The 14,048-nt window shown below is 36.1% G+C and carries 15 protein-coding genes and 1 pseudogene; 4 read left to right on the top strand and 12 right to left on the bottom strand.

Translation table 11 applies throughout. The features are described from left to right. Positions 1–45: 45 nt before the first annotated feature. The 4 genes from L0M13_RS05970 to L0M13_RS05955 form a co-directional block, all read right to left on the bottom strand. Complete coding sequence (locus L0M13_RS05970; RefSeq protein ID WP_235198726.1) at positions 46–453, bottom strand: DUF2000 domain-containing protein; 408 nt, start codon at positions 451–453, stop codon at positions 46–48. A 325-nt stretch (positions 454–778) separates the two neighbouring features. Then, positions 779–1,612: a nucleotidyltransferase domain-containing protein gene (locus tag L0M13_RS05965; RefSeq protein WP_235198725.1), complete on the bottom strand. Its 834-nt coding sequence runs from the start codon at positions 1,610–1,612 to the stop codon at positions 779–781. Positions 1,613–1,666: 54 nt separating this feature from the next. Continuing rightward, entirely contained in the window at positions 1,667–2,203 is a 537-nt protein-coding gene (locus L0M13_RS05960) for a GNAT family N-acetyltransferase (RefSeq protein WP_235198724.1), read from the bottom strand. A gap of 15 nt (positions 2,204–2,218) precedes the next feature. Then, positions 2,219–3,172 carry an aminoglycoside phosphotransferase family protein gene (locus L0M13_RS05955; RefSeq protein ID WP_235198723.1) on the bottom strand — a complete coding sequence of 318 codons (954 nt, stop codon included), beginning with the start codon at positions 3,170–3,172 and terminating at the stop codon, positions 2,219–2,221. Between the two features lie 228 nt (positions 3,173–3,400). Here L0M13_RS05955 and catA point away from each other — a divergent pair, with 228 nt between their 5' ends. Further along, positions 3,401–4,051 (top strand): type A chloramphenicol O-acetyltransferase, encoded by a 651-nt coding sequence (gene catA / locus L0M13_RS05950; RefSeq protein ID WP_235198722.1) that lies wholly within the window; start codon positions 3,401–3,403, stop codon positions 4,049–4,051. A 120-nt stretch (positions 4,052–4,171) separates the two neighbouring features. Here catA and ant(6) read toward each other — a convergent pair whose 3' ends face one another. Both ant(6) and L0M13_RS05940 read right to left on the bottom strand, forming a co-directional pair. Beyond that, a complete protein-coding gene (ant(6), locus tag L0M13_RS05945; protein ID WP_235198721.1) occupies positions 4,172–5,029 on the bottom strand; it encodes an aminoglycoside 6-adenylyltransferase in 858 nt (285 codons plus the stop codon). A gap of 117 nt (positions 5,030–5,146) precedes the next feature. Continuing rightward, positions 5,147–5,539 (bottom strand): annotated as a pseudogene (locus L0M13_RS05940) (SAM-dependent methyltransferase); the annotation flags it as partial. 139 nt (positions 5,540–5,678) lie between these two features. On the opposite strand from L0M13_RS05940, the gene L0M13_RS05935 reads away from it, so the two are divergent. Beyond that, positions 5,679–6,794, top strand: coding sequence for an IS4 family transposase (locus tag L0M13_RS05935; RefSeq protein ID WP_235196374.1), 1,116 nt, complete (start codon positions 5,679–5,681; stop codon positions 6,792–6,794). Between the two features lie 141 nt (positions 6,795–6,935). Here L0M13_RS05935 and L0M13_RS05930 read toward each other — a convergent pair whose 3' ends face one another. Both L0M13_RS05930 and L0M13_RS05925 read right to left on the bottom strand, forming a co-directional pair. Then, a complete protein-coding gene (locus L0M13_RS05930; RefSeq protein WP_235198720.1) occupies positions 6,936–8,150 on the bottom strand; it encodes a restriction endonuclease subunit S in 1,215 nt (404 codons plus the stop codon). Beyond that, complete coding sequence (locus tag L0M13_RS05925; protein WP_235198719.1) at positions 8,147–10,153, bottom strand: type I restriction-modification system subunit M; 2,007 nt, start codon at positions 10,151–10,153, stop codon at positions 8,147–8,149. The genes L0M13_RS05930 and L0M13_RS05925 overlap by 4 nt, the downstream gene beginning before the upstream one ends. A 184-nt stretch (positions 10,154–10,337) precedes the next feature. Between L0M13_RS05925 and L0M13_RS05920 the strand changes: the two genes are divergently transcribed. Then, positions 10,338–10,838 (top strand): hypothetical protein, encoded by a 501-nt coding sequence (locus L0M13_RS05920; protein ID WP_235198718.1) that lies wholly within the window; start codon positions 10,338–10,340, stop codon positions 10,836–10,838. Between the two features lie 114 nt (positions 10,839–10,952). Here the strand turns inward: L0M13_RS05920 and L0M13_RS05915 are convergent, their stop codons facing one another. Continuing rightward, on the bottom strand, positions 10,953–11,255 hold the full coding sequence (locus L0M13_RS05915) for a hypothetical protein (protein WP_235198717.1): 303 nt from the start codon (positions 11,253–11,255) through the stop codon (positions 10,953–10,955). A gap of 220 nt (positions 11,256–11,475) precedes the next feature. On the opposite strand from L0M13_RS05915, the gene L0M13_RS05910 reads away from it, so the two are divergent. Then, complete coding sequence (locus L0M13_RS05910; protein WP_235198716.1) at positions 11,476–11,706, top strand: helix-turn-helix domain-containing protein; 231 nt, start codon at positions 11,476–11,478, stop codon at positions 11,704–11,706. A 74-nt stretch (positions 11,707–11,780) separates the two neighbouring features. Here L0M13_RS05910 and L0M13_RS05905 read toward each other — a convergent pair whose 3' ends face one another. The 3 genes from L0M13_RS05905 to L0M13_RS05895 all read right to left on the bottom strand — a co-directional run bounded on the left by L0M13_RS05905 (position 11,781) and on the right by L0M13_RS05895 (position 13,203). Continuing rightward, positions 11,781–12,134, bottom strand: a complete 354-nt coding sequence (locus L0M13_RS05905; protein ID WP_235198715.1) for a hypothetical protein — start codon at positions 12,132–12,134, stop codon at positions 11,781–11,783. A gap of 27 nt (positions 12,135–12,161) precedes the next feature. Beyond that, positions 12,162–12,536: a hypothetical protein gene (locus L0M13_RS05900; protein WP_235198714.1), complete on the bottom strand. Its 375-nt coding sequence runs from the start codon at positions 12,534–12,536 to the stop codon at positions 12,162–12,164. 142 nt (positions 12,537–12,678) lie between these two features. After that, complete coding sequence (locus tag L0M13_RS05895; protein WP_235198713.1) at positions 12,679–13,203, bottom strand: hypothetical protein; 525 nt, start codon at positions 13,201–13,203, stop codon at positions 12,679–12,681. Between the last annotated feature and the right edge of the window lie 845 nt (positions 13,204–14,048).

Here is a 14,048-nt window from a genome sequence, read left to right as displayed (position 1 = left end):
TAATTGAAAGCGACAGTGCTGTTATTGCCGTGTCAATAGTTGCCTTTATTTATGCAATTCAAAGCCCTTTAGTAATTTATCTACATGATTTTTCTTACCCCGTATGCCTATTCCAACAAGGTTTAGTTCATCCGTTTTGAATTTTGCCACCATTGCACGATTATCCTCGTCATTATAGGTAGTGAACAATTCTTCGGTGTATATTGTAATAACTACGTCTTTTGTTAAGGCCTTTTGTAATAGCTCATTCATGCGTTCGCCAGTAGAAGAATGTATCATAATTGGTTGCTGTGACATGGGTAAATATTGAGCATTATCCTTATCTATATAGGGCTGTCCAATAATATTTTGAGTTTCAGCAATTCCACTCATTAGGAATGCTGTTACGTTTAATTTTTGCCACATTTCAAGGTCATCCCTTAAAACAATTTTTATTTTGGTATCAAATTCCATGATTACTCTACACCTTCTTTTTATCACTAGGTAAATGATTCAAGTTATTATCATATAATATACATCTTAAAATCAATTAGCATATAGTATGTTATTGCAGGGCCATATCATGGAAGAGATTTGTAAGTGGAGACAACCCAAATCCTTATTGGACAAGAGACTAAAATAGTATTGGACAAAAAAAAGACTAAACCCTCATTGGATCCAGCCTGGATTCGTATAGATTTGAGATTGAACACCACTATTGGATACTAATTGAAAAACCATTACACCTACTATTTAGTGCTATAATGTTTTTCCTCACGATAATCCGAATACCCAAAATTTATTTAAGCAGTATTTCTGTTTCGGAAACAAGACCGTGGAGCATTTCCACCCCTTGCTTTGTACTTTCTATATTTGAAGAAATCAACGAAAAAATCTGGTCAATTCTATCCTTATATTCTTTGGGTTTCCTATTAAAACTCTTTATCATCCGAACTGCTTTTTTCTCATTGATACAATATTCTTCATTCAAAGCAAATAAGACTTGATTTAAACATGAAATAGTTCGGAAGCAGTGTCCCATAACATATGAAATATCATCCTTATCCACATTGTCTTTCGCAAACATCAAAGAAAAAGATGCTTCAAACATAAAATAGCCAATTAAGGCATCCTTTAATGGTTTTGGATAAGGGCTAGTCTTAGCTTTTAAATCTGAAATTTGATTGGTACGTTCAAACAATATTTTGCAAATGGAGATTTCCCCCATATACATAACATTTAGATAGGCATGTGGATGTCCAGTATGATAGTGGGTGGACACTTTACCTGATAAACATTCATCGACTACCTGTGATACTCTTTTAATATCACGAAAGACCAAATCAACATGGTACCCTTGGACAACAATCCAAGCCCCACCATTTATCCATTCACCCCATTCACCTAATGATGTAACTAAATTTTCTCTATGGTCATCATCCAATTTAGTTGCTATTTTGCTAATCTTTTCAACATCGAAGCCTGCCGCTACATCATAATAAATTCCAATATCAATATCAGAAGTTGAGTGATTTGTACCCCTTGCTCTTGAACCTCCTAAGACTACACCAACAATGCCAAGCACATCTTTTAACTCTTTACTTATATCATTCATAATGTTTTGCGCGATCATAAACTTTCAGCTCCTTAAATATTGTCAAATTTCCCATTTGCAACTTTTGGCTAATCATTCAAAATATACGCTAGGATATTCTACAACTCCTGAAACTTTATCAAGAACATTTGCATGTAATTCAATTGCCATGAATGCTTCATCTGGGACTTCGAAAGGTGCCTTTATCCCCCAAGTAGATGCTTTTTTGAACCCGAACTTCGGATAATATTCTGGATGCCCCAAGACGACAACCGAATTATATTCAAGCTCTTTTGCTTCTCTCAATGCTTCAAGAATTAAACATCTTCCTACACCTTTATTTTGATACTCTGGTAAGACAGATACAGGTGCAAGAGCAAGTGACTCTAGAATTTGATTGTCATTCATAATTTTTATCTTGGATAATAGAATATGTCCCACTTGTTTGTTATTATCTTTATCCATCGCCACTAAAGATAATTCTGGAATAAATACATTAGAGTTTCTAATTCGAGACACCAAATTATGTTCATTTTTATCACTGTGTTCTGCATTAGCAAATGCACACTTTACCACTTCTTCAGTTACTTTATAGTCCTCGACCTGTTCTTGCTTAATTATTATGTTCATCTCATAGCTCCTGTTCTAATACAAATTTTCACTTAATCCATGCAGCTCTTCCTGTAAATAGTTCATTATCACAAATCTTTCTTGCTCCTCTTGTTTATCATACAAAAGTTGTTCCAAAAACTCCCATATATCTTCTAATCGTCTCTTTCCCTCATAAAAGGTCATTGCTTCTGGATTAATTGAAAAGTTTTGATGGGTTTTCTGATAGATACTTAAAAATTCATTAAAGTAGGGTTTATCAACTAAGAACATCAAGTCAGCTTCTACTGGGGCTAATTTTAACCCTTCCCAGTCAATCAATATTAACTGTTGTTCAGACTGAATCATATTCCAATAGTGCAAATCTGTATGACATAAAGCCATACTCAAATTGACATTTTTCAAGTTCAGTGAAAGCTCCTCAACAGCTTGAATCAGATCATTTAATTGTGGCATGTAGGATTGGACCAATTCCCATACATCCGATGGTAAATCTTCTCTCCCTTTTTGCAATAGTTGTCTCAACATCTGTAAAAATGGAACCTCAAAATCTTCTTTTATAGCAGCAGTTTCAACTGGAATGTCTTTCCCAAATGAATGTATCTCCGTTATCATTTTCGAAAGCTGTCGAACCTGATCGTCTGTTAAATCTTGATCCCCAATCGTTTCCCCCTCAATATATTCATAAAGCAAATAGATGGCATTCTCATCCTCGCATTTATATTCCCCACTACTTGTTATTAAAGGAACGGTGATTTTCCCATTTAAGTTGCTATTGTTTATAAGCCAAACCAAGATAGGAACATATTGATCAATCAGAGCAGTCAACTTCGGAGTGGAAGCTCTGCCTTTTTCATATACCTTCAAAAAATAACTTTGATTTTTGTTAAACACTTTATAAGCGAGTGATGCCCAACCACCCTGCTGAGGCAACACATCATTAATCTCTATGTCATAAAAGTCTTTTAATATACTTTTTACTTGATTCATCCTAGTCCCTCCAGTAAAAACTATCAACTCGGAAAAAGTATAACACAATTCGAGGTTGCCCTTTAATTATTATGAAAAGCCATACTTATGCGTATTGTAATGGTTGAATATGAATTTCAAATGATTTAGTATCTTATTTAAAGCACTATTTATGAGGTGAGGGTATTGGTGAGAGCAGACAAGTTAGCCTCCTAAAAATCAAAAATACATTTTTAGGAGGCTAATCAAATGAAATTAAATCTAATTGAAAAAGAAAAATGGGATAGATTGCCGTATTTCGAGCATTACTTAAATCAGAAGTGCACATTTAGTATTACAGCAAATATAGATATTACAACGTTATTGGAACAGCTCCGTAACAAAGGGATAAAGCTATATCCATCCTTTATTTACATGGTCACTAGAATAGTAAATTCTCATAAAGAATTTAGAACTTGCTTTAAAGATGATGGTACTCTGGGTTATTGGGAAAGTATGTTGCCAAGCTATACAATCTTCCATAATGATAACAAATCATTCTCAAGCATATGGACCGAATTCTCTGATGAATTTCGTGTCTTCTATAAAAACTATCAAGACGATATGAAACAATATGCAGAGGTTAAAGGATTTTTCACAAAAGAAAATGTACCAGAGAATTCCTTTCCTATATCTAGTATTCCATGGGTTAATTTTACTGGCTTCAACCTAAACGTAAATAATAATCATGACTACTTATTACCAATAATTACTGGCGGGAAATACTTTAATCAGGAAGATAAAATATTATTGCCTATTTCTTTACAGGTACATCATGCGGTTTGTGATGGATTTCATGCTAGTATTTTTATAGAGGAACTACAGCAACTTTCTAATAACTGCCTTGATTGGCTCCCATAAGTATTGATGATGTAGCTTAATAAATTTAGTTAAGGAGTTGCTTTGGTGACTCCTTTTCTTAATTATACTCAAACCCCATCTTTACCTAGTTCTGATTAGCTCACCTATATTTGACCCTTATTACTCATTCAATGACTGATAAATGTTTTGAGTATACTTCGTGATGGCTTCGTCATAATCTGGATACTTATATCCAAGACCTTCTACCACAGATTTAGAGTATTTTCTAAATAACTCATAACATGTAAATAAAGCCTCCCACATGTTTGTGTAGCTACCTTGAGAATAGGTTGAAATTAATGTTTCCCAATCTTCTTTAGGGAGATAATGATTAATAAATTTGTAGTTTTTTCCTGCACTGAAGTCAAAGCCTCTCTCTAATCCAATTTGCCAAGACATCATTCTTAATAAGTTTGGTCTTGCTATCTCGCTCAAATGGTCAATGGCAAAAAGGATTTCTTTTCTTGCTAGTCCTTTTACAACATAGGTTGTAACCCACCAAAATTCATTACAGCAATCATCAAATTCTCTTGCAGTTGGCTTTTTAATCCAATACTTTTGATCATTTGCGACCACTTCACTTTTGACAAGATCATCCTTATCAAGTAGGACTTCTACTAGCCCATCACTATTAGAAAAGTAATCATCCACTTCGTTTATTGGAATAAGTGTTACGTCAATTCTATTGCCATCTTCAAATAGCATAAGGTAGGAAAACCAATTCCCTAACTCTGGTGGAAAAAGCTCCATGTCCTCTGGTTTTTGCATGATCAAACGCTTCCCAAAAACATTCAACCATACATCATCCTTTTTGAAGGAATCCATATCTGTTATAAAATAAGAAATATCATAATCTTGGAATGTATCACGGGGAATGTTTTTATTAGTTCGAGAGCCTTCCAGCGTTACAAGTCGGATTCTTGCATCATTTTTAGCAAAATCTATAAGCGTATTCATCATTTCTCGTTCGGTTCTCATTGTATTAATCCTCCAATTTGTTGAATAGTAGTTTATGTGCCGTATACGAAGAAATTTCAGAAAATTACTGTTCTGAGATTTCTATTGGTGTACTTTTTATTTAGTAAACTATTACTATTACTTTTCTACTGAAATGATTAAAAACATGGGTCTTCTGTTTTCATCTTTCATCCCTGGAACATTCTTTACCATTTCTTCAGTAGCCATAGGTTCCATAACTGCATTTATTTTAAAACTAGTATAAATTAAATCATTTATGTAAGTTGAAACTGTACGGTGATATTTAATTACGTTTTCAGTTAGGAAGGTTGTATTACGCACACCTTCTGACTGATAATTGTCAACAGGCCAATGAAGACGATTTCCTTGGCTATCATAATACCAATCTTGTTCATTTCGAGAAGTAAAAATTGGATGTTCCACCGAAAAAACAAATGAACCCCCAGGCTTTAAGCAATCAAAAACTTTTTTGCAAATTGTATCAAACGATTTAATATAGTGAAAAGCTAATCACTAGTGTTGCATTAATTGATTTTGAAGATTAGGAATTCATAAAACATTCAAAAACCGATGAAAACCAAAAGAAAAAGTCCTTTATAATGGAAAGGTCAGGTAGTTCCTGTCCAAATCCAATAAAAAGGACTCACGCATGGACAAGAATACACGAAAAACTTCATTTGGTAAATGGCTTCACGCCATTAATTTTGAGAAATTCAACGAAAACGTGAAAATTCACGGGCAAGACCGGTACACGAAAAAACTGACGACACAGGCGTATACGCTGCTGATGCTGCACGCGCAATTGACCGAGGCGGATAGTCTTCATGCGCTTGAAGCAGCGTTAACGAACGCCGATTTTCAGCGGGCGGTTGGCGTGAAGTCCATCAGTGTGTCGCAGCTTTCCCGTAAAAACAACAAGTTGGATCCAGCGATTCTGTCGAATCTTTTCCAGCAGCTGGTCAGCCAGATTGCCGCGCAAAAGCGAGCGCCGAAAAAGGGCATGTTGTTAAAAATCATTGATTCCACGACACTTCCTTTGAATGTGAACCATTTCAACTGGGCGGAATTCCGAAAAACCAAAGCGGGGATCAAACTGCATCTGCGACTGGTTTACGATGAATACGGAACGCATTATCCGGACAAAGAAGTCATGACCCATGCCAAGGAATCCGATCGCAATCAGCTGGAAGTGCTGGTGGACGACAAGGAAGCCATGTATGTTTTTGACCGCGGCTATATCGACTATGAACGCTTTGATACCTTCACAGATGACGGCATCTTTTTCGTTTCCCGATTGAAAAACAAAGCCGTCATCCATTCAGTCGAAACATTTGAACTTCCGGAAGAAAGCGATGCTGTTTCCGATTCGATGGCATTCGTGGGAAACGCCACCAATTGTACAGAAAATGTCTTCCGAATTATCGTTCTCCCAGATGGAAAAGGCGATGTGTTGCGTCTGATCACCAACCGCTTCGATATTTCCGTAGAGGAAATCAGTGATATTTACCGGAACCGTTGGGCCATCGAACTGTTCTTCAAATGGCTTAAGCAGCACGTGAAAATCAAGCATTTTTATGGTCAAAGCGAAAACGCCGTGAAAAACCAGGTGTACCTTGCTTTGATTGCCTACTGCTTGAACGTGCTTGTTCAAATGGACACGAACAGTAGAGTGTCGATCTTACGAATTTCGCGTGTACTGGTCGCCAACCTTTGGAAAAATCCCCAGTACTGGCTTCGGAAAATCGGAAGTGAAAAGGTTCCGTAACAAGCTGTTCTGTCATTGTCGCCTCTGCCGAAATGTATAAATTTACCAAATGGACAGTGCTACCTTTATTCGGGTGCTTCCCTTTTTGGCAAAAATAATTGAAACGTTGTGACTGAATATTTCGTCATTATTTATGCAACACTAGTGATCAAAAATAAATTGATTTAATTTTTCTTGTTCTTCAAGTGGCGCCACAGGGAACATTAGATTTTTTACTTGTTGAAAATTTAATCCTTCTCTTGAACTTCCAGTTTGAGCTGTCATTACTTGTTCCATAGCCAACTTAGAATTTAAAATTGAATTGAAATAGTATGGATTGATTTTATTCTGATCCACCCTAATAATACACACATGTTGGTTCACGTTTCCTTGACCAAAATCTTTGGGTACTATACAACTTCTTCCTATAGAAGCTCCTGTTATATTTAATAAGTTATCCAAAGGTTGAATTCTACTACTTCTCATTTCGGCATCAGTTTCTTCAGAAATAAATGCTAAATTTTTTAATCTTATACCGTCAAAGTGTACATTTAAACTTCTCAAAAAAGGTATACCTTCTTCTAAGTATACTTCAGAACCTCCCGAAGGCGTTTTACCACTTCCGACGAATTCAGAAAAATGTTTAACCTTCTTAACTTGCCAATCCTCAGGGATTTCTCCAATCCATTCCACACCTGAATGTTTCATTTTCACATTTGGATTTAATCCTTTTGTTACAGCTTCTGTGATAATGGATTGGCGTTTTTCTTCTAATAAAGTGATTAATTGATGCTTTTGCTTTATTAATCTCGAGATCTCTTTCTCTTTTGCCTCAACATACAGTACAATTTCTTTTTGTTCTTCTGATGTGGGCAAAGGTATTATTAAAGAGTTAAATTTATCTTTTGTAAAATGAGCGATAGTTGCTTTATTCACCAAAATGTTAATAAATCCACTGTTCCTTAATGCAATTAATAAATAATGAAGATATTCTATATTATTGTCCTTTTTTGCTTTAACTCTATGTATCGAGTTTTGAAAAACATAACCATCATATTCATCTTCAACTATTGTTGAACGCGCAACTTCGCCGCCTTCGCATACTAACAAATCACCCTTGCTTATTTTGTAAACCTCAAGTTCATTTTTGCTTGCATACATTTTTTCTATTTTCTCTATTTTAATATAACCATCTTGAACGTTCATCGCCTTTAAGTAAGGCACTAATACATCTGTGGAGCTTTTTGGTTCAGGCTGCACCATTTTACCCAAAGTAACCTCATAACCATTACGGACGGTAGCCATACTCCACGTAATAGGAATCTTGCCTATCCACTCGCTTTTACTGTCTTTACATTTAGAGTTAGTTTCCGTCATCCCATCACCTTCTCCAATTGCTCTGCAATCTCCGCTTCCAACGCTTTGATTTCTTCCATTATTTCTGAAGAGCTGCGCAGAGTAGTGTATTTATAGAATTGACGCGTAAACGGTATTTCATAGCCGATTTTTGTTTTTGAATCGTCAATCCAAGCATCCGGTACATGAGGCAATACTTCTCGGGCAACATATTCTTCAATCTTTTCTTTAAGCGGCACACTTTCCGTATCCCTCAAATCTGCATCCGGCTCTGCTTCTATTTTATTTTTCATGCATATATCTGCTGTTTCATCTTTTTCAGCCAAACCTGCAAGTACCGCTTTTAAGGTTGGCGCGCCGATTGTAATGCTTGCTGTTTTAAAGGCATCTTTCAGCAATTTGGTTACCTCTTCACGATTTTTATAAAGTTCTCCACTTGAGAAACTGCGCAGTACTTCAATAATTTGTGTTTGCAGCTCTTTCCCGGCTTCAATTTCGGCTAAGCCGTTGTCGCCTTTTTTCTTTGAAACCGCCAAATTCGTAAAGCCCTTTTCTTCTATTACGCGAGCAATGCGTTCTTCACTGAATTGGAAGTTCAAACGGAGCGGGCGCTCCACAGTTATTTTCTGATAGCCGAAATCTTCATTGTCAAAGATTTTTACAAACTCGCTTTCCTGGAAGTTTCCATAAAGACGCATAATTTCATCAATTTGTTCTTGTGTAATCTCGTTGCGTTTATTGCCTAGGCTTTTTTTCATCTTTTTCGAGAAGTCGACTGCGTTCACCAAAGCTACTTTGCCGCGGCGAATTGGTGCTTTATTGTTCGTCAAGATCCAGATATACGTTGAAATGCCGGTGTTATAGAAAAGATCGTTCGGCATAGCGACAATTCCTTCAACTAAATCGTTTTCCAATACATAGCGGCGGATTTCACTTTCACCCGAACCCGCATCTCCTGTGAAAAGAGGAGACCCGTTCATAATGATTGCTAAACGAGAACCTTGTGAGTTTTCTGCTGTCACAGGCTTCATTTTTGAAATCAGATGCAACAGGAACAGCAGCTGGCCATCGCTTGTTCGTGGAGTTCCGGGGCCATATCTGCCATCAAACCCTTGATCTTCATGCTCGCCCTTTATTTTCTTCTCCCATTGCTTCCAGTCCACCCCATACGGCGGATTTGAAATCAGATAGTCAAAGGCTTGTCCTTTAAACTGGTCATCTGTCAGTGTATTGCCTCTGCGGATGTTACGGGCATCTTCCCCCTTGATCAAGATGTCAGCTTTACAGATAGCATACGACTCCGCATTGATTTCCTGTGCAAAAAACTCCAAATCTGCAGTAGGGTTCAGCTCTTTCAAATAGTCCTGGCCCACTGAACCCATGCCGCCCGTTCCCGCTGCACAGTCATATAATGTCTGGGTAATGCCCGGCTTAGTTAAATCTTCAGTTTCATTAAACAGCAAGCCGACCATCAATCGCACAACCTCACGAGGCGTATAGTGATCCCCTGCTTCCGCATTCTCATTGAACCGACGGATCAATTCCTCGAATACATAACCCATTTCCACATTCGATACAGTCTTCGGATGAAGGTCAAGCTCACTGAAGCGTTTAATCGTTAAGTACAGCAGATCGTTTTGTTCCATCTTGTCAATCTGGCGGTCAAAATCGAAATGCTGCATAATGTCCCGAGCTGTTTTCGAAAAACCATTTATGTAGTCACGCAAGTTTTCGGCAATATTATCCGAGTCGGTCAACAGCTTCGCAAAATCATACTGGCTTGTATTATGGAAAGTTTGCTTGGCAACCCGGTTTAAAATCGGCTCACGTGCGTCCTCATTCATTGTTTTATATTTTTCATAGCTTGTTAACACTTCTTCTTTTGTATCTGCTAGCACGCTGTCAAAGCGGCGTAATACTGCAAAAGGCAGTACCACTTTCCCGTAATCTTCCGGTTTATAAGATCCTCGCAACACTTCTGCAATCGACCAGATGAAACTTACTTTATCTTGAAAGTTAATCATTAGTTTTCTCCTTTGAGTTAAAATCTTACATATCCTCATTATAGTAGAAGCGTGTATAAAAAGACATGGCAGCCCAAAAAGTTAGGACGAGAATAAGTTAGAACTTTTTCGAATACTATAGTCAACAAAGAAGATAAGTGATATAGTTTTGATGACCATAGTATACAAGAAGGAGAGAATTAACATGATAACTTATACAGCTTTACCTATTAATTTTTTCGAAAAACAATTAAACGACAAGGAATTATATATCGATTTATATAAGTATCACGTGAAAAGTTTGAAAGAGGAAGGATTTGAGGTAGATGGAAAATGGTACAGTGTGGATTCAGTAAAATTAGACAAGGAAGTTGAAAAATTTTATGTTCCAGCTGTAATTTTCAGCGCAGAAAGTATAGGCGAAGTTAGAGGAATTGATACAGTAGTTTACGCATACTTGTCATTATTAGCTTGCAAATCTAAAGATGGTTCTTTCAAATTAAACATTGGAGAAATCTATGATAAAACTAAGATTCGTAAAACTGAAATCAAAGCATCAATAAATAAACTGGTCGGGTTAGAGCTAATTGAACCGACAAAAGTAAGTGGTAACTATATAATCGAAGAACTAAAGATTCTTTTATTAAATCCTTACAACGCTAAAGAATATGATCAGTTAATCAGCTCATTCTTTGAAAAGCTATAAAACACTATTCAAACCTAAAGGTTAAGCAAAAAGCACCTTCCGTCTGTCGTTTTTGTTCAAACGACGATGGAGGTGCTTTTTGCTGTTTTCATTTTATCTTCCAAGTAGAAATTATCACTGCAGTGCAAGTTTGAATAAATCAAATGAAGATTGCATATATGTTTCAAAATCGTCTTTCTTAATAAACACTTCGAATGATTTAAATTCATTATGAAAATATCGGTCATGATTTTTTACAGGAATTTCAGCTAAGCCAACCCTTTTAATATTGGATTTTAAAATTTGTGTTTTAGTTACTAACGTTTCGTTCTCATTTTCTTCGATAATTCTTTTTATATACCTTGTTTCAATAAGTTCATTTTGGAAATGACTCACTACAAATGATTGAACAACTTTATATTTAACTTCTTTGCACAATTGCTGCTTCCTCCACTTCTTAATTTAGTTGTACAGAAGGCAACAGTAAATTGTTTCTTTCTAAACAACTATGACTATAGTATTCATAATACCATATCGCTCTCTTTTTGACGACTATAGTCCGTAGACTATATGTCTCTTTTTTTAGACCATTAGTTACGGCTATTGGTTACCATTATAGGTAACCTAAAAGAGTCGACGTTTAAAAAGGAGTCTGTTTATGAAATTAGAAGTTGCTTTTGGAATTGTTTTAAAGCGTCATCGTAAATTGAAATTACTATCTCAAGAACAGCTGGCTCTCAAAGCGAATTTAGATCGAACGTATATCAGTATGTTAGAGAGGGGCCTGCGACAACCAACTATCAGCACGATTTTCACTTTAGCTAAAACATTAGAAGTTCTGCCTAATGAGCTTATTAAAGAAGTTGAAGAGCTGGAAATGAGTGACTAATTCTTTAAAGTCGCTATGATTAGATTTTTTTCTAAATTAGTTACTACCTCATTGTAATTGCTAATAATATTTAATTATCTGTAGAGAGCGGCTTCGTAGAATAACTCAACATCATCGTCATATCTTGATAAAATACAAACCCAGCCTTGTTTTGTCGTTTTATAGCATCCGTAATATCGATATTCAGGGTAGGCTGGAATAATTGTAGAAAACATGTGTCTCTGTGCATCATGGAGAGGATAATCTTTGGGAATATCACGCACACTTATATAGATGTAATGAACATTATTGTCATGCCGCTCCTTGAAGAATTCATTATATGGGGCCTTTTCCTGAGCCATACGCCTCCATTTTCCAACCTTTCCTTGCAGCTCTTGCACCTGTTTTTGCAGTCTTTTAATTTCTATCGTTAATTTTTCTTCATTCATATTGAAACTTCTCCTTTTATACTATTTCTATATTCTTAAATACCTTTCAGCGAGATCCCAGCGATCTTCACCATGGCCAATCTCTTCATGGATCGAGTCAATTGCTCCTTTCAACTGACTGTAAATCTTTTTATCAGTATTACTTAAAATCCCATAATCAGCTTTTCGACCTTTATCTCGATTAGCCATAATTCTTTCGAGCATGGCAATTCCCTGCTTTAGTATCTGATTCTCTTCAAGCATAAGCATTAATCGATCTCGACAAAACAAATGCCTAAACCCATGAGTTCCCCTTCCGCGTTGATTAATCCCAGCTTTTTGACATGCTCTGTTAACGCCTTTACGTACTGTAGAGACTTTGACATCTATTAAGGGATCATCGGCTGCTTTACTTACTAACATTCTTTTCAGTTCAATTTGAAAAAATAAAGGTACTGATGCGTTTCTGTATCTTCCCCCTTTTGTAATCCCTTTAGCCTCTTCATTCTTAATTCTCAGCGAATAATTTCCTTCTTCGTCTAAAATAAAATGTTTTACGCATACGTTACATGCTTCCCCGCACTCTTAATCCAATGTAACGCTGCAAGAGAATTGCATCGCCTACATTATCAGATACATGCGAAAGAATCATTTCAAACTCTTCCTGTGTATAACTACGGTCCTCTGCTTTCTTCAATTGCCTCCAATCTGTTAGTCGAGCGGTTGGCACAAAGATTGTTTGTTTCAGTCCTAAGCGGTCACTTCTGATTGCCATACCTTTTTGCAGATGTCGTAAAGCCGTTTCTACATTTTGCCGATGTCCAGCTGACCTTTTTAATTCAATTAAATGTATTAAATAGGAGCGGTAATGCTCTTCCGTTAAGTTGTAAATACTCCGTACTCCATACTCATCCCGTATCCATTTTCCAAAGTTTTGAGCGGCTGATAACGTTTCCTTAATTTGTTTAATGGAATGTATGCCCTCCTCGCCTTTTCTCCTGGCCTCTTTCTTTGAGATTCCTATCTGATTTATTTCTGTAATTGCTTGTGATATTTGAAATACGATACTACTTCTTGTTTTTCTGCTCATACCCTTATCCTTTCTTAATAACTTAATAAACGTATTTGGACTGCCCCTTAACCTTATGTCTCTCATAAGGTGTGACATAAAAATTAAAACTCCCTCTAGAAGTCCACTCTATATTTAAAGAGGCAAGCAATTTAGCCTCTGCTGGTATTGCATTTTATACTGACCATTATCGTCCTTGGGTACAGTCGTTCGCTCAGACTTCCATGAGCAAACATTTTTCAGAGTTAATTAGGATATGTTTTTAAACCGCTTATCCTTAGCGATTGGCTTTTTCGGATGCCTACTTTCCGTCTGCTATTGTTATAAAAAGTTAATGCAGATTCTAACCTTTTTTTCCTCCCATATATTTTTAAAAATCTATATAAAAAGCCCACGATCCAGAATTAAGTGAGGTGTATGTTTTATACACTTACTCTCCCTGGCCCGTGGGCTTGATTATTTTATAAGTAAAATTCGTTCACTACTGTTCAAATATTTTTAGTTGAAAACTATGTCCAAAAGACACTCTATTATTGGGATACACTGCAGAAATTCATAGTCTGCTTATAAAAAGATAAAAATAAATTTATATATCTTTATTTTACTTGCTAAGTTATCTCTTTCGAACCCTTTGGATCTTTTAAGAAAAAATTAAAACTAGACATTTCATTTTTCGAAAAAACAATATTTCTTATGGTTACCAATAATGGAACCTACAACGGAACCTCGTAGTAGAACCCTCTAGGAAGATTATTCTTTTAAGACTAGTAATTATCTCAAAAGCTTTAGATGAAAGGTATTTTTATAGTAACCATTAAAGGGGATATTGTTAGCAATCTGTAAATAATGTGGTTTATAAATCCATA

Source organism: Planococcus sp. 107-1 (assembly GCF_021513255.1).
Taxonomy (GTDB): Bacteria; Bacillota; Bacilli; order Bacillales_A; family Planococcaceae; genus Planococcus.
Note: the sequence above shows the minus strand (reverse complement) of the source record. Positions and strands in the feature narration are given on the sequence as shown.